We start from the raw sequence: 22,279 nt of genomic DNA on the forward strand, positions 1-22,279 counted from the left end.
ATAAAGAGTAAGATTATTTTACTATAATTTTATTATATTTTTTTAGGTCTAATATGAATAAAACAAAGATTTTAATTGTTGAAAAAGAAAATGCAGAAGCTATTAATATAAAAAATACTATTCTTGAATTTGGTTATGAAGTTATTGATGTAGTATCAAAATATAATGATGCTCTTAAAGTTATAGATATAAAATTACCTGATATTATAACAATTGGCATAAATTTAGAAAATGGTCAAGATGGAATTGAACTTGCAAAAGAGGTTCAGAAATTTAAGAATATACCTATTATTTATCTTACTTCTTGCGATGATGATGAAACTATGACAAGGGCAATTGAAACCAATCCAATAAGTTATCTTTTAAAACCAATTAATAAAAATGAACTAAAGTCTGCTTTACTTTTGGCAATATTCAAAATAAATAGATCAAATCAAGTAATAATAGATAAAAGATGTACACCCTTAGGGTTTGATTATTATTTTGATATGGAAACCCAATCACTTTTTTTAAAAACAACACCTATAAAACTTAGTGTAAAAGAGAGAAAACTTTTAAGTATACTTGTCGAAGCAAAGGGAAGTCCTGTTTCTTTTTACGAAATAGAGTATATTATTTGGCCCCATTCACAAGTAACAAATGGTGCAATTAGAACTCTAGTTTATAGGTTAAGAGCAAAATTAGAGCACAAATTAATAGAAGCAGTTCCTCCTCAAGGATTTAAATTAACACCTGTTTTTTAAAATAATCAGTTTAATAGAATTTTTATCTGTCACACCCTCTGTCACAAATTGTTCTCTTTTTTAAAAATACACATTTTTATTATATTCTTTTATCTACGCTTTTTTAGTGTGTTTTTTTAAATTTAAAAAAAATATAATTTTTTATGTTAAAAAAAAAGTGATTAGATGTTTTATCAGTGTTATAATTTCATATGGATAAATAAAAAGTTTGATTATAAATATGAAATCGCTAATTAATATAGGAGAAATCATGACAATTTCATCAACACATGGATCATATAATCGCTATGAAAGTATAAGTTATAGAAAAGTTTCTAAGAGTGAAAATGAAACAAATAGTTTTCAACAAACACTAGCTGATACATCTAATAAAAAAGATAAGTCTACAAATTCTGAAGAAGTTGATTTATATGATTTTGAGTATTTCAATAGTTTGAGTGATGATGAAAAAAGTGCCCATCTAAAATTTATTAGTGAAGAGTCTGGATTTGAAAAATCTATAGCTTTTGGGATGGCAGCTAATTTTGGAGATATAAATATGCAAAAAGCAGTATTTGAAACAACTTCAACTATGTCAAAAAGTGAAATTTTGACTTTCTCTTTTGATATGCATATGAGTGCCAATAGATATCTTTCGAGTAAGGAGTTAAAAGCAAGTTATAGTGTTGATGTTGAAAATGGTTATATTAATCATGGTTCAGATGATGTTAATACAAGGGAATATTTTAAAAATATGACTGCAACTGAGTTTAACTTTTTCTTCTCAACAATGTCTAATTCACATGAATCACTTTCAGGTGTGGTGGGTAAAGAACAAGCAATGCCATACGCAAATGCCTATAAAAATATTTTAACTTCATATAAAAACTCTTTAGATGATAGCTCTATAATAGATGAAAAATATAGCACGGGTTTACAAAGATATAATAGTTTTAAAACAGGGAATGATTTCTGGTTTGAAGATTCTGCTTTTTCAAAGGATGCAAATTTAAAAGATGAATTTGTTAACTTTTTATCAAATTTAGATGTTAGTGACTATATGAAATTAAGTGCTAATTTGTGGTCTTCTTTTGGAAGTGGACTTATGGAAGATGAAAATGGAAATATAGTTCCAGGAAATCATGAGAAAAATCCTAAAAAAGAGTTTGCATCTTTAGAAAGCATAAAAAATTATTTTAAAGAAGAAATCAATGACCTTGAAGAGGGTGCAAGAAAATTTGGGGGAGATCCTTCTGAAATGGTAGATTTTTTAAATAGTGTTCTGAGTTTTTTTGACAATTATAAAGCTAGTGATAATGATGAAAACAAAAAAAACAGTACCACAAGTTCTAACAAAAGGGAAAAAGAAGATATAGAAAAGTTAAGGGCTATGGTTGAAGATATTTTCTCTTTAATGAAAACTGGTTTTACAGTTTCTGAACTTGAATCTTTACAAGAGCTTCTTCGAAAACTAAAAGAGAAAATAGAAGATGGAAACTACTCAAAAAAAGAGATTGAAGTATTATTAAGTAAAACAGAAAAAGAGATAGCTGCCATGGAAAAAAGAGTTACTGGTCAAGCTATTGTAAAAACAGAAGGAGATAATTTAAAACAAGAAGATAAAAAAACTCAAGGAACAGAAGCTACAGAGTTTTTAGAAAGAATAGATAATGCATTATCAAAATTAGAAACTTTAAAATCAGGACTTATTACTAGGGAAGATGCCGCAAATGAATCGGAAATATTAGCAATGATAAAAGAGTTTAGTAAGAGTAGTAAAAGCTAATTTAATTAAGGAGATTAAAGTACTAAATGGGATAATTCAAGACTATAATTTATAAAAAGAATCTATCTTGCAAGTTAAAAGAAAAATACCATTTTTTGTAATAGAAGGATGTGAACTTGCATCCTTTCATTACTAAGGTATTGTTATATAACCTTCTAAATATTTAATAGCTTTTCCTAAAATAGTAACTTGAGAATCTTCAACTTTACATTTTAAAACACCACCACGTTCTGAGGCTTGATAGGCAAGTAAATTATTTTTATCTAGTCTTTCTGCCCATAAAGGAGCTGCCCCAGTATGCATTGAACCAGTTACAGGATCTTCTTTCCCTCCATTTGCAGGCCAAAAATATCTTGTTATAAAATCATATTTACTTGACTTTGAAGTTACTGTAACATCTAAAGGCCCTAGCTTTTTAATTTCATCTAATTCAACTTCTATATTATAAATATCTTCTTCATTTGGGTAAACTACAAAATATGCTTGTTGATTTACTAAAACATCTTCAGGTTTAATTGATAAGCCTTTTATCAATTCATTTGGAATATTATCAACTTTTTTTGGTTTTCTATTCGGAAATACCATTTCTATATAACCATCATCCAATTGTGTAACTTTTAAACTTCCCACAGCTTTAGCTGTAAAAGTTACTTCTTTTATATCTCCTTCAAATAAAACAAAAGCAGTAGCAAGAGTAGCATGTCCACAAAAGTCTATTTCTGTAATAGGTGAAAACCATCTTATTTCATATGTTGAATCATCACATTTTTTTGCAAATGCAGTTTCAGATAGATTGTTTTCTATTGCAATTGACTGCATGATTTCGTCAGGTAACCATTCTTCTAAGATAATTACTGCTGCAGAATTCCCTTTAAATATAGTATCTGTAAATGCATCTATTTGAAACATTTTTAATTTCATCTTTTTCCTTTCTTATATTAATTCACTATTTATTAAGTAAATATAAGCCTTAGCATAATAGTAAAATTTACATAAAATTCAAACTTATAAATTACCAAACAGTTACAAAACTAAGAAGTAAAGAGTCTTACTCTTGTTTTTCATTTTAAATTTCTCTATAATTTCAAAAGTAAGGAGTATAACTCTTCACTTTTAGGGATTAAAGATGAAAATTATTGATGAAAAACCATATTATAAAATGAGTGAGTTGGTAGAAGAGACTAATCTTTCTAATCATACTATATCTTTTTATAGTAAAAAAGGTTTACTTCCAAATACAGTAAATACTTCAAAAAATATGAAGTATTATCCTGAGATTACAGTTTCTGTTTTAAATATGATTAAATATTTTAAAGATAATCTTAGTTTTTCTATTGATTATATAAAAGAGCTTTTTGATTACTATAATATAAATTTTAATGATAGGTCTGAACTTATTTTACAATCAATTGAGATGCTATCAAGCCAGATTAAAAACCCAATATCAAAAAAAGATTTAAATCAAGAGATTATAAAAGAGGCTATTGCCTTAGATTTGCTTGATGATAAAGATATATATTTTAAAACAGAAGTTGAAGTTTTAAAGTTGTATGAAGAGTTAAGAGATTATCAAATTGCTAGTGAACTTATAAATGAATATGTAAAAACAAGTAAAAAATTAGCTTTGCTTGAAAGGGAACTTAGTACAAAGGTGTTAGAAAACACAGGCTTCTTACCAGAGGTTTTAGTTTTAAATATTTTAAATTCATTTAAGCCATATATTTTTAACAGACATACTATTATTGAGTTTAAGAAGGTTTAATTATGAATAAATTATCAAGTAATTTACTACTTATCAAATTAGCATTTTTATTTGTAGTCTTTTGTAATGTAATAGTTGATGTTGCACACAAAGTTTTTTTACAAAATATAGCATTTAAGATATTTGATGGAAGTACACAAGTTGTTTGGATATCTATTATAAATGCCATGATAATTATCCCTTTTTTACTTCTTTTTACACTAAGTGGATATCTGTCAGATAAATATAATAAAAAAAATATATTAATATATGGTGCAATCTCATCTTTTTCTTTATCAATTTTAATGATATTTTCCTATTTAAGTGGAAACTTTTATATAGCTATGTTAAACCTTGTTTTATTAGCAGTACAAAGTGCAATTTATTCCCCTGCTAAATTTGGTATTATTATAGATATTTGGGGTAAGAAAAATTTAGCCAAAGGAAATGCTAGCTTACAAGCAGTATCGATAATAGCAATTTTATTTTCAATAGCAAGTGGTTCTTTTGTTTTTGAATCTTTTTATAATGCAAATAATCTTCAAGTTTTAACAACAAAAGAGCAACTTATGGATGCAATTTTACCATTAACTTATTATATTGTTCCCGTTGCTTTTTTAGAGATGACTGTGTCATTAGTTGTTTTGAGAAGATTAAAAACTTTGTATGTTAAAAATGAAGGTTTAGATTTTGATAGAAAGGCACTTATACAAGGGAAGCTTTTAAAGAAAAATATTAAAACAATATATTCAAATAGTGTAATATTTTTATCGGTTATTGGTTTATCAGTTTTTTGGGGAGTATCTCAAGGTCTTATGGCTGTTTTCCCATCTTTTGCAAAACAATATTTAAATATCACAGATGTATTTGTAATAAATGGTGTAATAGCATCTTCAGGAATTGGTATTGCAATTGGTTCAATTATATATTCAAAACTATCAAAAAACTATATTGAAGCCGGAACTATACCTCTTGCAGCTATTGGTATGGCTGGTATGATGTATCTTTCTACATTGGTTGATAGTGCAAGCTTATTAGCTCTTGTTTTTTTAACTTTTGGTATTTTTGGTGGACTCTTTGTAGTACCTTTAAACTCTTTGATTCAATTTAATGCCAGAAAGAAAAACTTAGGGACAATTTTAGCTGGTAACAATTGGTTTCATTCTTTAGCAATGTTTCTGATGTTAAGTATTACAACTTTTGTATCTTTAAACAATCTTGATCCTTTAAATACAATATATTTAATACTTTTTATAACAATAGTAGGAATGGCATATACAATTTATAAATTGCCTCAATCTTTAGTTTTATTATTTATGAAGTTTGTTGTTGGATTAAAATATAATTTAGAGGTTCAAGGGGTTAAGCATATTCCATCTTCAGGTGGAGCTTTACTTTTAGGAAATCATGTATCATGGATAGATTGGGCTGTGATTTTAATGAGTAGTCCTAGACAGGTAAAATTTGTAATGCATAAACCAATCTATAAAAAATGGTATTTAAATTGGCTTTTAAAACTTTTTAAAGCAATTCCTATATCTAATGATGCCAGTAAAGAGACTATCAAAACAGTAGCAAAAGAGCTTGATAGTGGAAGTATAGTAGTACTTTTCCCAGAAGGTGGAATAACTAGAAATGGACATTTAGGTGAATTTAAAAGAGGCTTTGAACTAATTTTAAAACAAACAAAAACAGATGTACCTGTAATCGTTTTTTATATTAGAGGATTATGGGAATCTATGTTTAGTAGAGCAAATAAAAAATACAAAAAAAGTAAAAGAACGAATTGTGTTACAGTATCTTTTTCAAGGGCAATGAAAAAAGAAAAAGCAAATGTAGTTACAGTTAAAAAAGCTGTTAAAACCTTATCAACAATATCATGGAAAGAACACACTAAAACTCTTGATACTATTCCTGAAATGATATTTGATAGATTAAAACAAATTAAAAGAGATTTGATTTTTGCAGATACAACAGGAGTTGAGTTATCTGGATATAAGTTTTTAACTACATCAATTCTTTTTAAAAATCTTTTGAAAAATAAGATAAAAGGACAAAATATTGGATTACTTTTCCCTTCAAGTGCGGGAGGTGCTTTCTTTAATACTTCCGTTATTATGCTTGGGAAGACTGCTGTAAATTTAAATTTTACTGCTTCTATTGAAGCATTAATAGGAAGTGTGGAGAAAGCGGAGATTAAAACAATTATAAGCTCAAAAAAGTTTGTTGAAAAACTAAAAGAAAAAGGTGTAGCTATTGATGAGGTATTAGCTTGTTGTGAAGTTTTATATGTGGAAGATTTAAAGAAAAAAATTACCAAATCAAAAGGGCTAGTAACACTTTTAAGTGTAGTATTAATCCCTAGTTTTATTTTGAAAAAACTGCATATTAAAAAACAGGATAAAGATGATACCGCTTTAATAATGTTTTCTAGTGGAAGTGAAGGGATACCTAAAGGGATTGAGTTAACTCATCAAAATATAGTTGGAAACTCTCAACAAATCGCTGCAATTTTAAATGTAAATGATGATGATATTATAGTTGGTTCCTTACCCTTTTTCCATGCATTTGGCACGGTTGTAACTCTATTTTTACCTCTTATAGAAGGGATTCGTTGTGTATCACATCCAGACCCAACTGATGGTTATGCAATCGGTAGTTTAGTTTCAAAATATAAAGGAACAATTATGCTTGGAACTTCCACCTTTTTTAGACTTTATACAAGAAATACAAAGGTAACAAAGCAAATGTTTGAGAGTTTAAGACTTACAGTTGCTGGAGCTGAAAAGTTATCATTAAAAGTTAGGGAAGATTTTAAAACAAAATTTGAAAAAGAGATTTTAGAAGGTTATGGTGTTACTGAAACTACTCCTGTTGCAGCTTGTAATCTACCTTTGATGGAGGGAAAAGATGGAACTATTCAAGTTGGGGCAAAAGTAGGAACTGTAGGTATGCCAATTCCTGGAACAACATTTAAAATAGTAAACCCTGATACATTTAAAGAACTTGAAACAAATGAAGAGGGGATGATTTTAGTTTCTGGTGTTCAAGTTATGAAAGGATATTTAAAAGATGAGGGAAAAACAAAAGAGGTATTAAAAAAATTAGATGGTAAAACCTATTATATAACAGGAGATAAAGGTAGACTTGATGAAGATGGCTTTTTAACAATTGTTGATAGGTATTCAAGATTCGCAAAACTTGGTGGTGAAATGATTAGTCTTGGAGCAGTTGAAGAAAATATTAGAAGGGTTTTGCCAAATGATGAGATAGATGTTGTTACAAGCTCAATTAAAGATGAAAAAAAAGGTGAAAAAATAGTTGCTTTAATCTCAAACATAAATGAAGAAGAATTACTTAATTTGAAAAAGAAAATAAAAGATGAATTTGATAATAAATTAATGATACCAAGTATTTATAAAATTGTTAAAAATGTTCCAAAGCTAGGAAGTGGAAAAACAGATTTCAAATTAGCCTCTAAAATGGCTTTAGAAAGTTAATAGTCAAGTTATCTTGGAGAAGATCTTATCTTTAGTCTTCTCCTTTATAAAACTATCTTGTTTTGGGTACTACACTTAAAGAGTATTTTAATTTCTGTAACTTATTTCCATCAATATCTTTTAGTTGAGTAGAAGTTGGGATTACATATGATAATTTACCATTTCTATTTTCTGTGGAAACTAGAGCTTCAATCTGCACATCTCTAATCATAAATTCATAATCACTATCATCATCCGATTCTAGATTATTTTGTAATGCTTTTACTGAGTTTGCTATGAAATTATTGAAATCATTTTGATATAGAGGTTTGATTTTCTTTAACTCTTCAAATTGTTTTAATTGAATCTCTTTTTTTACTAAAAGTTTTTGAAGGTTTGTTTTTTCTTTTTCTATATTTCTAACTTCCATTTTCAAAGTTTTATTCTCATTATTTAATTTTGTAGCCTTTGTTTCCTGAAGTTTATAACTTTTTTTAAAACTTTGTAATTGTTTTTTATCAATAGTATTAAGTTTTCTTTCTATTTCTGTTATTCTTTCAAAATTTGGCATTTTATTTCCTTTTTGCAGATGCTTTTATATAAATATTAAAGTAATTTACTTCTTCATATTTATCCATGAATTTATTTTCCAACTTTGCTAAAGATATATTCTTAAGTTCAGAATCAGGAGAGAAACTCATCTCTAGTTCAATATCTTTTATTATAAGATTGTCCTTTTCAATTTTTTTATTAATCTTATAGGCATCTAATAAAGAATCTGAAATTATTTCAAAGAAATCATTTGTTTTCATATTCTTGGATTATCTCAGGTATATTATTAGGTGCTGGTACTGGAACCATTGTTATAGATAGTTTACTAAAAGCATTTAAATTTGATTCAAATCGCCTTTCATTTTTTATATCTTTTGTATTAACAAACAATTTTTTCTTTTTAGTATTTGTAGTTGAAGTTACTTCCTCTGCAACACTTAAATCCATCGAAACCTCTATTTTAGTTTCACTAAATTCATAAAAAGTTGGTTTCATACCTAAAGATAAAGCTGAAACTTTTACATATGAAATCTTGTCTTTTACTCCATTTTGAGTTACTTCTTGTTTTAGAATGGGGATTTCAATATCAGTTTTTGCTAGTTCTTTTAATGTATTTAATGAGGTCTCATCTAAATTCTTTTTAGATTGAGCAATAGCTAAAGACATCTCTTCCACAAAATCAGATAAGCTTGCTGATATCTCTTTATATTCTTTTGGTATAGGCATGATATATTCCTTATATCTATGGTTAAGGTTTTAATTCATAGTAGAAAACTCTACTATGAATAATAAAACTATTAATTAACAGGTGGTGTTGGATTAGCTGGTTGTAAAACCTGTATATCAACCTCCGGTAATAATAAAGGTGGTGGAGGTACTGGAACCATTTTAACTGTAAGTTTACTTGTTCCATGCACCTCTTTACCAAATTTTCTATTATGTTCAACATCTGTTTTTATAGAAGCAGAAAATGGACCCCATCCAGCTTTTGCTTTAAAGCCCACTTTTACATTAGTTTCCCTTTGCATTGAAGTTTTAATATCCATAGAAACTTCAATGGATGTTTCTGAAAATTGATACCAAGTAGGTCGTATAAATGCAATAAGTGGAATATCTTTTGCCTCTACTTGTGTTATGTTTGATTCTCCTGTATCAGGATTAATTGTTCCTACAATTTTTGGTACGAAACTAATAGCATTTTCTGGTTTTGCAAGTTCTAGTGTTGTTTGTAGTGAATTTTTGTCTAAAGCTTCTTGTGCTGTAGCTACACCCATGGCTAAGTCGGATACCATCTGTGGTAATGGTACATCTAAGAGTTCTTGTCCTACGCTCATTGTATATCCTTTTTACATTTCAGCTAAAGAGAAATCCCCTGTCATTAGACTATTTAATTTTTTTAAATCAATTTGTACTTCACCAATATAAGAGATTAGATTATTATTTTGAACATACTTTTTTTTATCTAAAGTCAATTCAATAATAATAAAATCAATATTTTCATTTGTCCATATTTCAGTTGATACTAATTTTTTTAAATTGTTAAATAGTGATATTCTTTGATCCCTATTTGCTGTCTTTTTTAAAAATACAGCATATGTTGCGAATCTATTTTCGAACTTTAAAGTAGTTACTTTTGCTCCAAAAGCTTGCTGCATCTTCACCACAAATCCTTTTAAAAGGTATCATAATACTTAGATACCTTTTAATCAAATTATAATGCTATAAATCTTAATAAATAATTAAGTTATTTACTTAGTTGTTTTAAAATTATTATTTGCTACACAGGGATTCTATGATTTCATCTTGATTTGCACAAAAGTTTCCATCTTTTTCAATAAGAAATAAATCTTTTGCAACTTTTTTCATAGAGCTTAATTTTGCACTTTCAATTTCTACTTCAAATTCATCAAATACATTTGCAATGTAAGCAAAAAGACCTTTTTGATCCTTCGCCACTACATGCATAGAAGCAAGATATGCAGAGTGATTACAATCAATTGTGACATTTTCTTTTTTTATTTCAGGGGATAAAAGTCTAGTTTTTCTGCTCATATCAAATGAATCCCTAATAATACTATCAATATAGATTAAATCGCCTTCATCAACCCCTTCATCAAATCTGATTTCAAAGTATTTTTTATCATCATAAAGTTTGAAAATATTTAATGTAGATATATTTAAAAACTCTAGTTTTCCAAGCATATAACCTAGATTTAAAGGTATCGCTCTAATAATCTTGATTCTTAGATTTGTCGTATTATCAATCTCATATTTGAAATCTTTAACCGCATATGCATCAAGGGCAATATCCATAATTTCACTTGCCCTAAGTTGTAAGAAAATCTGATTTGAAGAGATATACATAAGTTTTTTCTTTTTAATTGCAGACAACTCTTTATATCTTTTAGATTTTTTTATTGTTTCTTCTTTTTTGTGTCTTCTTACATTTTCATTTAATAGATTTTTATTTTCAAATGCAGGTAAAGATTGAAGATATAATTGTCTTAAAAGTGAAGATGTCGCACTTTTATATACACTATCTCCAACAGCAGAAATGTCTGCATAGGTTACAACATAAAGCATTTTTAGAGTTATCTCATCTTTTAATAATGCAGTAAAGGCAAGAATAACTTTTTCAGAGTAAATGTCTTTACTTGTAGCAAACTTACTCATCATATTATGGTATCTTACTAGTAAAGCACCCCTTTGAATATGGATTGGGTCAAATTCAAATGCTTTAGTCATGTTTTTAAATAGTTTTTCACCTACAATATGATGGTCTACCACCCTTCCTTTACCAACATCATGTAATAAGGCAACAAGTCTAACTAAAGCTCGATTCTTTTCATCCATTGAGTCATAAACTTCTTGAATATAAGGGTCTTTTATCTCCTCTAGTTTTTTTAGTGTTTTTATTGAGTGGATATCAACAGGGTGTTGGTGGTAACCATCAAACTGAGGTTGATTTACAATTTTTTTCCCAATTGGTAAAATCGATTGGAAAAGTCTACCGTTATAAATCATTTTTATTAGTGGATACAAATTTGGTTTATGTAATAAAGTTTTTATATTCTTTTTTAACTCTTTACTTTGTTTACTTGGAATTTTAGTTTTACTTACATAATAAAGATATGATCTATCAAAAGTTTTTATTGTATCTGGTAGTTCAATAAACTCTTTAATTAAAGTATTTAAAGTTTTTGGCTTATTTGAAAAAGAGCAGTATAGTTTGTCATTGATAATATAAAGATTCTTTTTAAATCGATACTTTTTAAGTTTACTTATATTCTCTTTTTCAAATAAAACTCGTCTTGTAAATTTTTTAACCATGGTGCATGAAAAATGATGGATTCTATGTAAGCACTCAGTAAGTCTAGACATACATTGACGCTCTTTTGTTAAACGTGGAGTGTGTTTAAAACCTAATTTTGTACTAAGTTCTGGTAATACATCAAAATTTACAACATCAAGTTTTTTCATTGAAATATTATGTAAAGCGTTTCTTACTTGAAAAATATACTCTAAAGCAGCTCTATATTTTTTATATTCATCTTCAGTAAACTCTTGGCCAATAAGCTCTTTTGTATCATAAACTCCATGGATAACTGTTGCCATCCAAAATACCATATTAGCCTCTCTCATTCCCCCATAACCATCTTTAATATTTGGTTCCATTTTAAGTGGGAATTTTAGAAGCCTTTGTTTATGCTCTTCAAGTTTTTCTAACACAAACTCTTTTTGGTCTGTTTCTTTTATCTTTTTTAGTACATTTTCATAACCATACCAAAGATATTTTGATCCATAAATCATTCTTGATTCAATAATAGAGGTCTTTATTGTGATATCCTCTTTTACTCCCTCTGCGATATCCTTTAGTTCATGAACCCTTGAACCAAGTTTTAATCCACAATCCCAAGCTAAAGTGATAAAGTCTTCCATAATGGCTCTTAAATTATATCCTGGGATATCTTCATATAAAAGCATTAAATCTACATCAGAGTAAATACATAATTGTTCCCTTCCATAACTTCCTAAGGCAATCAAGGTAATAGGTATTGAGGTACTCATTGGTTGGTAGTTTTTAAAATGTTTTCTTAATATGTATTTGTATAAAGCGATTAAAAATTTATCTGTGTGTTTTGTATGTTGAACAAAGAAGTCTTTTCCCCCTGTTGTTTCAAGGGTGGTATCAATAGAGTCTACATAGTTTTTAAAGTAGTTTCTAAAAATCTTTGAGATTTCAAAATCTTGTGCTCCTTGAGATATAAGTTCTTCAATTTCAACATTAAGTTCGCTAACCATCTAAAAATTCCTTGTGACTGTCTAATTTTTTTCGAAGAGTGATTCTATTAAGCCCTAAATGTTTTGCCATTTGCACTTGTGATTTGTATTTTTTTGTTGCTGCTTTTAACATTGGAACTTCAAGTAAATATAGAAAATCTTTATATGAGTTTTCACCTTCCATATTTGAGAACATATAGTTTTCCATAAACATTAATATTTCATCTTCACCAATAGTTTCAAAAAGGTATGAAAAATATATAGATTTTCTTAAACTATGTGCATTATTTGAGATATTTATCATTAGTCTAGAAGGTACAATTACATCTAAATCTAATGTGTTACTTGCTTCTTTTGAAAATTTTGAGGTTAAAGCTTTTACATCCTCTTCTCTATCTTTTAAAGGTGGTAACTCTATAGTAATTGAGAAAAGCTCTTCTACTTTTGCATTTAAATCATCTTTCATTGTTGTAGCAACAACTCTAATACCATTTTCATTTACCCAATTAATTAGTAAATCAATATTAGTAATATTCTCAATTTTATCAATAATTATCGAACAATTTTGCAGATTGATAATATTATCAGCGATATCTTGTTGAAGATTTTTTGCTTTAAATAGTGGAGCTTTTGGTAATATATATTTTGCAAGAGATTTCTTACCAACTCCTGCTTCACCTGAGATTAAAGCATTAACTTCTACACTTTGTAATAGATGTGCAGAGTTTAAAATCTCCTTTGAGTTTTTAGATATAGCTATATAGTTTTCCATGTTTCACCTTCTTGTATTATACTATAATATTTTATTTCTTTTTTGTTAAATGAATAAATATCGATAATGCTATCAATATCAACGATATACCAGCAATTAAATAAAATGCATTGATCATTTTGTCATAATCATTAATTGCAATTTTAAATACAACCATTAAAGCTTCAATAGATAAAGCAATAATGATTGAAATTAAAAACTTAGTAATCATTTTTGTTTCAACTTTAGAGTTCTTTGAATAACTTTTAAAATATACTTCTTGCTCTAAAATTGTTTTTGCTAAATCAAATATTGCAATACCTAAAGTTAATGCAATAATAGGTTTAAAAATTGTGTCTAAATCAAAAATACCTTTAATCAAAAATGAATGACTAAAATCATATATTGAATAACAAACTATAAATAAAGACAAAGCAAACATCGAATATCCTGCTATAGAATAAAAAGTCTTAGTTATAGTATGAAAAGGTTTATTAAGTTCTATTAAATTTAATCTTTCCAAAATAGTCTCTATTTTAAAATCAAAAAATATAATATAGTCTTCCTCTTTTACACAAAAAGTTATGCAAGAGTTTTTTGTAGCACTACTTACATATGCTGAGGTGAAAGCGGAGTTGGTTTTTTGATTAAAACGAATTTTCCCTAAAAGATAATCCCTAGAAATATCTAAAGCTTTTTTATCTTCATAGTTTCTAAAATAGTTTGGAGAAATTTGTATTTTTGACTTTTTGTCAATTATGTAGACAAGCTCCAGTGATGGGAAAAGTTTAAATACATCTTTAAACCCTGTAACCTTTAAATTCTTAAGTTCCCCAATTTTTAGAAAAGTCTCTTCTATAAAGTCTTCAATTTTATTTCTATTTTGAAAATATACATCTAAATATTCTTTCATTTATACTCCTTTTTTATTATAACACACTGTATATAAAATCTGTGTATAAAAAATATACAATTATTTAAAAAATACAAATATGTAAAATTAATAAAAAATCGTTTAAAATTTATTTTTTCAAGAAAATTGTCTAGAGCTACCATGTAAAGCCAATTACTATGTACTGACTAACTAATTATTAAGTTATTATTGTATAAAAAATATACAAACTATATGTATTCACTCAGGTTTTTATCTGTTACAATTTCGGCATACATTTTTTGAAAAGGAAAAATATGGAAAATTTTAACGACTTAAAATACATATTAGATGGATTTCTATTTGTATTTTCTGGTGTATTAGTAATGTGGATGGCAGCAGGTTTTGCTATGTTAGAATCTGGTCTTACAAGATCAAAGAATAATGCGACGGTATTAACAAAAAATATAGCATTGTTTGCAATCTCTTGTATTATGTATTACTTTATTGGGTATAACTTAATGTATGGTGACGGTTCTTCTTTCATGGGAAGTTTCTCAACAATTTCTATGGAAAATGGTCCTGACTCTGGATATCCAGCAGCAGCAGATTTCTTCTTCCAAGTTATGTTCGTTGCTACAGCTGCTTCTGTAATTTCAGGTACAATTGCAGAAAGAATGAAATTATGGCCTTTCTTAATTTTCGTTGTTGTTTTATCAGGTGTAATTTATCCAATTCAAGGTCATTGGACATGGGGTGGAACTGAGCTTGGTGGTTTAATTGCTGGTTTCTCTGACTTCGCTGGTTCTACTATTGTTCACTCTGTTGGTGGATGGGCTGCATTAGCAGGTGTATTAATCCTTGGAGCTAGAAAAGGTAAATATACTAAAGATGGTAAAGTAAGACCAATCCCTGGTTCAAACTTAACTCTTGCTACATTAGGTACATTTATTCTTTGGATGGGATGGTTTGGATTTAATGGTGGTTCTCAATTAGCTTTAGGTTCAAAAGCTGATATTGATGGAATTGCTTTAGTTGTTGCTGATACAAATATGGCTGCTGCAGCAGGTGCTGTAATGGCTGCTATTTTAACTCAACTTCTATACAAAAAAGTTGATTTAACTATGGTTCTAAATGGTGCATTAGCAGGACTTGTTTCTTGTACAGCTGGTCCAGACTTAGGTATGTTAGTTGCATTTATTGAAGGTGTTGTTGGTGGTGCAATTGTAGTATTTGCGGTTCCATTCTTTGATAAGTTAAAAATTGATGATCCAGTTGGTGCTTTATCTGTTCACTTAGTAGCAGGTATCTGGGGAACATTAGCAGTTGGTATCTTTAATCCAGATGTAACAATCATGGCTCAAATCAAAGGTATTGTTGTAATTGGTGCATTCGTATTCATTGTTTCATTCATTGTTTGGAAAATTTTAGACTTAGTTGTTGGACTAAGAGTTGATGAAGAAACTGAAATTACTGGTCTTGATATTCACGAAACTGGTCTTGAATGTTATCCAGAATTCAAAAAAGCTTAATAGAGAATAGGATTTAAATAATGAAAAAAATAGAAGCAATTATCAAACCTTTTAAACTAGAAGATGTTAAAGAGGCTTTAGTGGAAAACGGAATCGCAGGGATGACAGTGTCAGATGTAAAAGGTTACGGAAGACAACAAGGTCACTCTGAGTTATATAGAGGTGCTGAGTATGTTGTAGATTTCTTAGCAAAAATTAAAATCGAAGTAATCGTAAATGATGAAGATGTTGATTCAACAATTGGAGTAATTGTTGAATCAGCTAAAACTGGAAAAATTGGAGATGGTAAAATCTTCGTTACACCAGTTGATGAAGTTGTTAGAATTAGAACTGAACAAAGAGGTTCAGAAGCTGTATAAGCCCCTTTATATCGGTGGAGATTTATTCTTCACTGATATAAAATCTATCTTGCTGTATATTTTTTATACATAATTACTCTCCAAAATATCTTATTAAACTATATAATGCTCCTTACAAAAAATTTGATGAGGGTTAAATATGGATTTACAATCAGTTAGTTATGTTATTGATACGTTTTTTGCACTTTTTGCAATGACGTTAATCATTTTTATGGTTCCTGGATTTGCTATGTTAGAAGCTGGACTTGTTAGAACAAAGAATGTTTCAGCAGTATTAATGGTAAACACAATGATTTATGCAATTGCATCTATGTCATTTTTACTTGTAGGTTACTCAATCGCTTTTGGTGATTTTGGAAGCGATTCAATGTCAAAGTGGGCAGCATTTTTATTTCAAATGGCTTTTGTTGGAAAAGTAATCAATATTATGTCAGGTGGTGTAAGTGAAAGAGCAAAAGTTATTCCTTTAGCAATTTTTACTGTAATTATGGGTGGTTTTATTTACCCAACTGTTGTAAACTGGTCATGGGGAGCTGATATGCTTGATGGAACATTTTTAGATTTATCAATGTATGACTTGGCTGGATCTACTGTTATTCACAGTACTGGTGGATGGGCTTTATTAGCGGCAATAATTATAATTGGTGCTAGAAAAGGAAGATATCCAAAAACTGGTGGAGTTAGAGTAATTCCTGCATCAAATATCCCTCTTGTAACTTTAGGTGCTTTTCTTTTATGGATTGGTTGGTTTGGATTTAATGGAGGTTCTGTTGGTTCAATAGCTTCAAAAGAGAGTGCTGATGCAGTTGCTTTAACTATTATGAATACAAACACTGCTGGACTTGCTGGTGCAATTATTGTTTCGATAATAATGTATTTCCAGTATAAAAAACTTGATATTACTATGGTATTAAATGGAGCTTTAGGTGGATTAGTTGCAATTACTGCAGGGCCTGATTTATATGATATTTATACTCCAATTTTAATTGGTGCAATTGGTGGTGTTATTGTTGTTATTGGAGTATCTTTCTTTGATAAATTAAAACTTGATGATCCAGTTGGTGCTTTATCGGTTCACTTATTAAATGGTATTTGGGGAACTTTAGCAGTTGGAATTTTTGCAAGTAATGGAGATGATATAACATTTATGGGACAACTAAAAGGTGTTGTTGTAGTTGGAATTTTTGCCTTTTTTGTATCTTTTGTTGTATTATTTATCCTTAACAAAATAGTTGCATTAAGAGCAGCAGATGATGAAGAGATGCAAGGACTTGATGTTGATGAGTGTGGTGTTGAAGCTTATCCTGAGTTCAAAAGAGCATTTTAATTAATAATTTAGATGTAAAAGATAGTAATAATTTAGATTTAACTAAGTTTTGCTAAAATAGGACAATCAAAAAAAGGAAACGATATATGAAAAAAATTGAAGCAGTAATTAAACCGTTTAAACTAGAAGATGTTAAAGATGCTTTAACAGAAGCTGGTATTACAGGTATGACTGTATCTGATGTAAAAGGATATGGTAGACAACAAGGACATTCAGAATTATATAGAGGTGCTGAATATGTTGTTGATTTTTTACCTAAAATCAAATTAGAATTAATTGTTTCAGATGAAGAGGTTGACTCAACTATTGATATTATTGTAAATTCAGCAAAAACTGGAAAAATTGGTGATGGTAAAATCTTTATTTCTTCAGTTGAAAAAGTTGTTAGAATAAGAACAGGAGAGCAAGACGAGGACGCAATTTAGTATGCGAAGTTTTGAAATCAATTCTCCACTTGACATGCATCTTCACTTAAGAGATGGTGAGATGTTAAAACTTGTGGGCCCACTTACTTCAAATACTTTTTCAGGCGCACTAATAATGCCTAATTTAGTGCCTCCTGTTACAACTAAAGAAGCACTTTTATCATATAAACAAAGAATCATAGAAGCTTGTAATGGTGATGATTTTGAACCTTATGTAACTTTATTTTTTAAAGATGATTATTCTTATGAATTTTTGGAAGATATTAAAGATGATATTATAGCAATTAAACTTTATCCTGCTGGGATTACAACCAATTCTGAAACTGGTGTATCATCAATGGATATTGAAAATTTAAGACCAACATTAGAATCAATGAGTAAACTTGGAATCCCTTTATGTATTCACGGTGAAACAAATGGTTTTGTTATGGATAGGGAAAAAGAGTTTATGCCTATATATGAGTCTATTGCTTCTTCATTCCCTAATCTAAAAATTATTATGGAACACATTACAACAAAAGATGCAATTGAGTTATTAGATAAATATGATAATTTACATGCAACAGTTACTTTACATCATTTACTAATTACTTTAGATGATGTTGCTGGAGGTATGTTACAGCCACATCTTTTTTGTAAACCTATAGCAAAAAGGCCAGAGGATAGAGATGCTTTATTAAATGCTGCACTTGAAGCACATCCAAAATTGATGTTTGGAAGTGATAGTGCTCCTCATCCAAAACACAAAAAAGAGTGTTGTGGTTGTGCTGCTGGAGTATTTACGTCTCCTATTGCTTTACAAGTATTAACTGATTTATTTGATAAAAATGGCAAACTTGAAAATTTAAATGCATTTGTAAGTTTAAATGCGCAAAACATATATGATTTTAAAGCTGTAGAGAAAACTATTAAACTAGTACAAAAAGATTTTGTTGTACCTGAAATATACACTTATAATAGTGAAAATGTAGTACCAATGTACGCAGGTCAAACTTTAGCTTGGAGTATTCAAGGGTAAAACTATTTTTTCCCTCTCTCACTTAAGAGTCTTTGGATATTTTCTCTAGACTCTTGAGATTTTTTAATTCTATCTTCTCTCATTAATCTTAAAATCTCTAAAGTTTCTTGTTTCTCATGGTCTAAATTAGCTTTTACTTGAACAGCTTTTCTATTATTTGATATCCCAGAAACACCTAAAAACTTTTCAGTCTTGTTTACATAAAGTTTTGAAGATGAAGAACTAGCATTTTTATTAAATACTATGACATCATTAGGTTTTATTTTTAATAAGTCTTCAACTGTTAATTCTGTTTCAGCCATTATTGCTTCAACCTTCATTTTTGCGCCAGAAATTAATGTTGTAATATCTTTTTTTCTACTAGCTTTTTTATTTTTACCTTCATTAAACATTTTTTCAACAATTTTATTTAAAAGCGTTTCAATATATGAAATAGGGTAACAAATAGAAAGAAAACCTGATTCCTCATCAATTGTAATTTCAAGTACTACTAGTAGAACAATCTCATGGTCAGAGATAATTTGAATTGCATTTGCATTTGTATCTCTTGATTCAATTTTAAAATTTAATGTTGTTACTTCATCCCATGCTTTATACATATGCTTTATGAACATTTTATAGAAGTGATCAAAGATATTAACTTCAATTTCTGTTAATTCTCTATCTAAATTATCACTAGCTGCAACGGCTCCACTTCCTAATAATTCTGCAATAATTTTATGTGAGATTCCAGGGTTACACTCAATTACAATTCTTCCTTCAAGGGGTTTAATTGAAAGTGTATTTAGTGAAGTTAATTGAGGAATTGAAAGGATAAACTCACCATAAGTCATTTGTTCAATAGAATAAAGTTTAATATCAACTATTTTTCTAAGCATTGCTGAAAGGTCAGTAATTAAGTCTCTTAACATCTTATCATGAAGGGTTGAAAAAGCTTTAAATTGTTCATTTGAGATTCTATTTGGCTTTTTAAAATCATAAATAGAGTAGTTCTTTTCTTTTGATATAATCTGTTCTTCAGTAGAAGCATCTATATCTTCTCCCGCTTCGGCAATATCTAAAAGTGCATCAATTTCATCTTGACTTAAAAATTCAGCCATATTATCCTCTTATATCCAGTTCAACGTTGTCTAATGCACCCATCTCTTTGATTATTTTTATTGTTTCTATTATATCAGTCATTGGGAGTTTCATAACTTTCATAGCTCTAACTAAATCTGAAATTGTCGGAGTTCCTTTTGAATTCATTAATGTATTATCAATATTCACTGCAATTGGTTTATTATCTAGTTTTACATCATCTCCAATATCTTTACCTGGGTTTGCTTTATTATCATCCCATTGATTTTCATCTAAAGGAGATTTTTTTATTCTTATAGTAAAGTTCTCTCTAGCTACTGTAACAGGGTCAATTGGTATATCCGCACCTGCAATTATTGTTTCTCTATTCATATCAATAACAATTTTCTTTTTAAAATCAGAATCTAATTGAATACTTTGAACATCATATATAAATTTTACTGTCGAAATATTTGCAGGTTTTTTCACCTTTACTGTTCTTGTATCAATAGCCATTGCTATATTTTGACCAAATTTTTTATTGATTTTTTCTTCTACTGTAAAAGCTTGCTTAGCATCATTTTTAAACAAACTTAATGTAATTGAATCTTCATTTTGTAAAGAATAATCAACCTCATTTTCAATAGTTCCACCCTCATAAATATAACCTGTTGTTGGATTTTCTAATTCTGAAACAATAGCACCTTGCGCCAATGCATAAACTTGACCATCTACAGCCTTAAGTTGAGTTAGTAAAAGTTGTCCATGGTCAATTGATTTAGCATCTCCAATTGCAGATATTTTAACTTTTATTTTATCCCCTTGTCTTGAAAAAGGGGGTAGTTCTGCTGTTACCATAACAGCTGCAATATTTTTTGATTTTATTGATGATGTTGGAATCTTTATATATGAATTTCTAAGCAAATTTTGTAAAGACTGCATAGTAAATTGTGATTTGTCTCCAGTACCAGCTAATCCAACAACTAGTCCATATCCAATAAGTTGGTTATCTCTAATTCCAACTATGTTAGAAATATCTTTTATTGTAATGGCACATAAAAAATTTATAATCAGAAAAAAAGTTATTAGTATCCTCAAATTCACACCTCTATGATTGTTAAAATATTTTATCTAAAATTTTATAAAATAAAGGTATAATTTTTTAAAAAATAATTTTAGGGTTATCTTTGATTATATATACTTACGGAAGTGAAAGCTTCAAAAAAGAGATAAAAGAATTACTAAACCATTCAAACATAAAGTTTAGGCTTGATGAAAATGGTGAAATTAAAGAATTAAGAACCTTAGAAAGTTTGAAAAATGCTATTGAAGATAATCCAAAAAATATCTATTTGATTGATGACTCAAAAATTATCAAAAAAAATACATTAAATCAAAAAATAAATTTTTTGAAACCAAAAGATGGTATTGAACAAGAGTATTTATTAGATCATGGAATTGGCGATATCTCAGTCGATTCAATGGATGAATTATCAAAGCATATTATAAAAAAGCTTGAGGCTGAAGCATTTGAACAAGAATCAAATGAGATTCAAGATTCAATTGTTGAGATTGTTGAAGATGCTTATGAAAAAGATGAAGGTAATGAAAAAAGTTATGTTCAATTAGATGATGAACTAAGTAATTTATTGTCCCATAGAAATGAAGAAGAACCTCCATCAGAACCATTAATTGAAGAGATTGATGACTTATCTTCACTTGTTGAGCAAATAGACGAAGTAGAGCTTGAAAGTACAGAAGATAATCAAGATGAAGATGTTTTATCCTCGATAAAAGATTTGAGTTTTGAAGAAGATTTTGATATCATAGAAGAAAAAAAAGAAGAGAATACTCAAGGATTTGACATGTCAAATGAATTTGCAGAATTTGATGCATTAAATGAAGCTGATATTTTAGCAGCTTTAAATGGTTTAGATAATGAAGAGGTGTCAACTCAACCACTTCCAAAAAAAGTACAAACAACTGAATTACAAAAAGATAATAAACCAGAAAGTATTGATATTGGTAGTTCTAATGTGGATGATATAGCAAAATTAATCTCACAGTTATTAAGTAACAAAACGCTGGAGATTACAGTAAAAGTTAAAGATTAGTATGGATTTAATTGGTATTGCCGAAAATACAGTAAAAATAATTCTAATACTTGGATTGCCATCACTTATAGTAAGTATGGTAATTGGTCTAATAATCTCAATCTTTCAAGCAGTAACTCAAGTCTCAGATGCATCATTAACTTTTGTTCCAAAAGTTATATTTGTTTCAGTTTTTATCCTTATTTCATTACCTTGGATAGGTGATAATATTCAAACCTATACAAATGATTTGTGGGGTTTGATCTTAACTTTTGGACAGTAA

22 protein-coding genes are annotated in these 22,279 nt (G+C 28.6%); 11 read left to right on the forward strand and 11 right to left on the reverse strand.

Going from position 1 to position 22,279, the window contains the following annotated elements:
- Positions 1 to 53 precede the first annotated feature (53 nt).
- Both AC2TY9_RS05095 and AC2TY9_RS05100 read left to right on the forward strand, forming a co-directional pair.
- Positions 54 to 743 carry a response regulator gene (locus AC2TY9_RS05095; RefSeq protein ID WP_489779851.1) on the forward strand — a complete coding sequence of 230 codons (690 nt, stop codon included), beginning with the start codon at positions 54 to 56 and terminating at the stop codon, positions 741 to 743.
- Positions 744 to 993: 250 nt separating this feature from the next.
- Complete coding sequence (locus AC2TY9_RS05100) at positions 994 to 2,508, forward strand: hypothetical protein (RefSeq protein WP_489779852.1); 1,515 nt, start codon at positions 994 to 996, stop codon at positions 2,506 to 2,508.
- A 132-nt stretch (positions 2,509 to 2,640) separates the two neighbouring features.
- Here AC2TY9_RS05100 and AC2TY9_RS05105 read toward each other — a convergent pair whose 3' ends face one another.
- Positions 2,641 to 3,429, reverse strand: a complete 789-nt coding sequence (locus tag AC2TY9_RS05105; RefSeq protein WP_489779853.1) for a PhzF family phenazine biosynthesis protein — start codon at positions 3,427 to 3,429, stop codon at positions 2,641 to 2,643.
- A 205-nt stretch (positions 3,430 to 3,634) separates the two neighbouring features.
- Here AC2TY9_RS05105 and AC2TY9_RS05110 point away from each other — a divergent pair, with 205 nt between their 5' ends.
- Together AC2TY9_RS05110 and AC2TY9_RS05115 are read left to right on the forward strand one after the other, a co-directional pair.
- A complete protein-coding gene (locus tag AC2TY9_RS05110) occupies positions 3,635 to 4,270 on the forward strand; it encodes a MerR family transcriptional regulator (protein ID WP_489779854.1) in 636 nt (211 codons plus the stop codon).
- 2 nt (positions 4,271 to 4,272) lie between these two features.
- Positions 4,273 to 7,749, forward strand: a complete 3,477-nt coding sequence (locus tag AC2TY9_RS05115) for an acyl-[ACP]--phospholipid O-acyltransferase (protein WP_489779855.1) — start codon at positions 4,273 to 4,275, stop codon at positions 7,747 to 7,749.
- Between the two features lie 52 nt (positions 7,750 to 7,801).
- Here AC2TY9_RS05115 and AC2TY9_RS05120 read toward each other — a convergent pair whose 3' ends face one another.
- The 8 genes from AC2TY9_RS05120 to AC2TY9_RS05155 form a co-directional block, all read right to left on the reverse strand.
- On the reverse strand, positions 7,802 to 8,299 hold the full coding sequence (locus AC2TY9_RS05120; RefSeq protein ID WP_489779856.1) for a hypothetical protein: 498 nt from the start codon (positions 8,297 to 8,299) through the stop codon (positions 7,802 to 7,804).
- Between the two features lies 1 nt (position 8,300).
- On the reverse strand, positions 8,301 to 8,540 hold the full coding sequence (locus AC2TY9_RS05125; protein ID WP_489779857.1) for a hypothetical protein: 240 nt from the start codon (positions 8,538 to 8,540) through the stop codon (positions 8,301 to 8,303).
- Positions 8,527 to 9,006 carry a hypothetical protein gene (locus AC2TY9_RS05130; RefSeq protein WP_489779858.1) on the reverse strand — a complete coding sequence of 160 codons (480 nt, stop codon included), beginning with the start codon at positions 9,004 to 9,006 and terminating at the stop codon, positions 8,527 to 8,529. Before AC2TY9_RS05130 ends, AC2TY9_RS05125 begins: the two co-directional genes overlap by 14 nt.
- Positions 9,007 to 9,077: 71 nt before the next feature.
- On the reverse strand, positions 9,078 to 9,614 hold the full coding sequence (locus AC2TY9_RS05135) for a hypothetical protein (RefSeq protein WP_489779859.1): 537 nt from the start codon (positions 9,612 to 9,614) through the stop codon (positions 9,078 to 9,080).
- 12 nt (positions 9,615 to 9,626) lie between these two features.
- Positions 9,627 to 9,941 carry a hypothetical protein gene (locus AC2TY9_RS05140; RefSeq protein ID WP_489779860.1) on the reverse strand — a complete coding sequence of 105 codons (315 nt, stop codon included), beginning with the start codon at positions 9,939 to 9,941 and terminating at the stop codon, positions 9,627 to 9,629.
- 109 nt (positions 9,942 to 10,050) lie between these two features.
- Entirely contained in the window at positions 10,051 to 12,582 is a 2,532-nt protein-coding gene (locus AC2TY9_RS05145) for a [protein-PII] uridylyltransferase family protein (RefSeq protein WP_489779861.1), read from the reverse strand.
- A complete protein-coding gene (locus tag AC2TY9_RS05150; protein WP_489779862.1) occupies positions 12,575 to 13,333 on the reverse strand; it encodes a Fis family transcriptional regulator in 759 nt (252 codons plus the stop codon). Before AC2TY9_RS05150 ends, AC2TY9_RS05145 begins: the two co-directional genes overlap by 8 nt.
- Positions 13,334 to 13,364: 31 nt before the next feature.
- The gene (locus AC2TY9_RS05155; RefSeq protein ID WP_489779863.1) at positions 13,365 to 14,225 is read right to left on the reverse strand and encodes a hypothetical protein; all 861 of its coding nucleotides are present in this window, start codon (positions 14,223 to 14,225) and stop codon (positions 13,365 to 13,367) included.
- A 275-nt stretch (positions 14,226 to 14,500) separates the two neighbouring features.
- Here AC2TY9_RS05155 and amt point away from each other — a divergent pair, with 275 nt between their 5' ends.
- The 5 genes from amt (at position 14,501) to pyrC (ending at position 18,844) form a co-directional block, all read left to right on the forward strand.
- Positions 14,501 to 15,715: an ammonium transporter gene (gene amt, locus AC2TY9_RS05160; protein ID WP_489779864.1), complete on the forward strand. Its 1,215-nt coding sequence runs from the start codon at positions 14,501 to 14,503 to the stop codon at positions 15,713 to 15,715.
- A gap of 20 nt (positions 15,716 to 15,735) precedes the next feature.
- The gene (locus tag AC2TY9_RS05165; protein WP_489779865.1) at positions 15,736 to 16,074 is read left to right on the forward strand and encodes a P-II family nitrogen regulator; all 339 of its coding nucleotides are present in this window, start codon (positions 15,736 to 15,738) and stop codon (positions 16,072 to 16,074) included.
- A 139-nt stretch (positions 16,075 to 16,213) separates the two neighbouring features.
- A complete protein-coding gene (locus AC2TY9_RS05170; protein WP_489779866.1) occupies positions 16,214 to 17,401 on the forward strand; it encodes an ammonium transporter family protein in 1,188 nt (395 codons plus the stop codon).
- 86 nt (positions 17,402 to 17,487) lie between these two features.
- Positions 17,488 to 17,826: a P-II family nitrogen regulator gene (locus AC2TY9_RS05175; protein WP_489779867.1), complete on the forward strand. Its 339-nt coding sequence runs from the start codon at positions 17,488 to 17,490 to the stop codon at positions 17,824 to 17,826.
- Between the two features lies 1 nt (position 17,827).
- Positions 17,828 to 18,844: a dihydroorotase gene (gene pyrC, locus AC2TY9_RS05180; protein ID WP_489779868.1), complete on the forward strand. Its 1,017-nt coding sequence runs from the start codon at positions 17,828 to 17,830 to the stop codon at positions 18,842 to 18,844.
- 2 nt (positions 18,845 to 18,846) lie between these two features.
- Here pyrC and fliM read toward each other — a convergent pair whose 3' ends face one another.
- A complete protein-coding gene (gene fliM / locus AC2TY9_RS05185) occupies positions 18,847 to 19,944 on the reverse strand; it encodes a flagellar motor switch protein FliM (protein WP_489779869.1) in 1,098 nt (365 codons plus the stop codon).
- A 1-nt stretch (position 19,945) separates the two neighbouring features.
- Positions 19,946 to 21,001, reverse strand: a complete 1,056-nt coding sequence (locus AC2TY9_RS05190; RefSeq protein ID WP_489779870.1) for a flagellar basal body P-ring protein FlgI — start codon at positions 20,999 to 21,001, stop codon at positions 19,946 to 19,948.
- A gap of 89 nt (positions 21,002 to 21,090) precedes the next feature.
- Between AC2TY9_RS05190 and AC2TY9_RS05195 the strand changes: the two genes are divergently transcribed.
- Positions 21,091 to 22,017 (forward strand): hypothetical protein, encoded by a 927-nt coding sequence (locus AC2TY9_RS05195; protein WP_489779871.1) that lies wholly within the window; start codon positions 21,091 to 21,093, stop codon positions 22,015 to 22,017.
- A 1-nt stretch (position 22,018) separates the two neighbouring features.
- Positions 22,019 to 22,279 carry a flagellar biosynthetic protein FliQ gene (locus tag AC2TY9_RS05200; RefSeq protein ID WP_489779872.1) on the forward strand — a complete coding sequence of 87 codons (261 nt, stop codon included), beginning with the start codon at positions 22,019 to 22,021 and terminating at the stop codon, positions 22,277 to 22,279.

It is taken from the genome of Arcobacter sp. ISO1, from assembly GCF_058105185.1.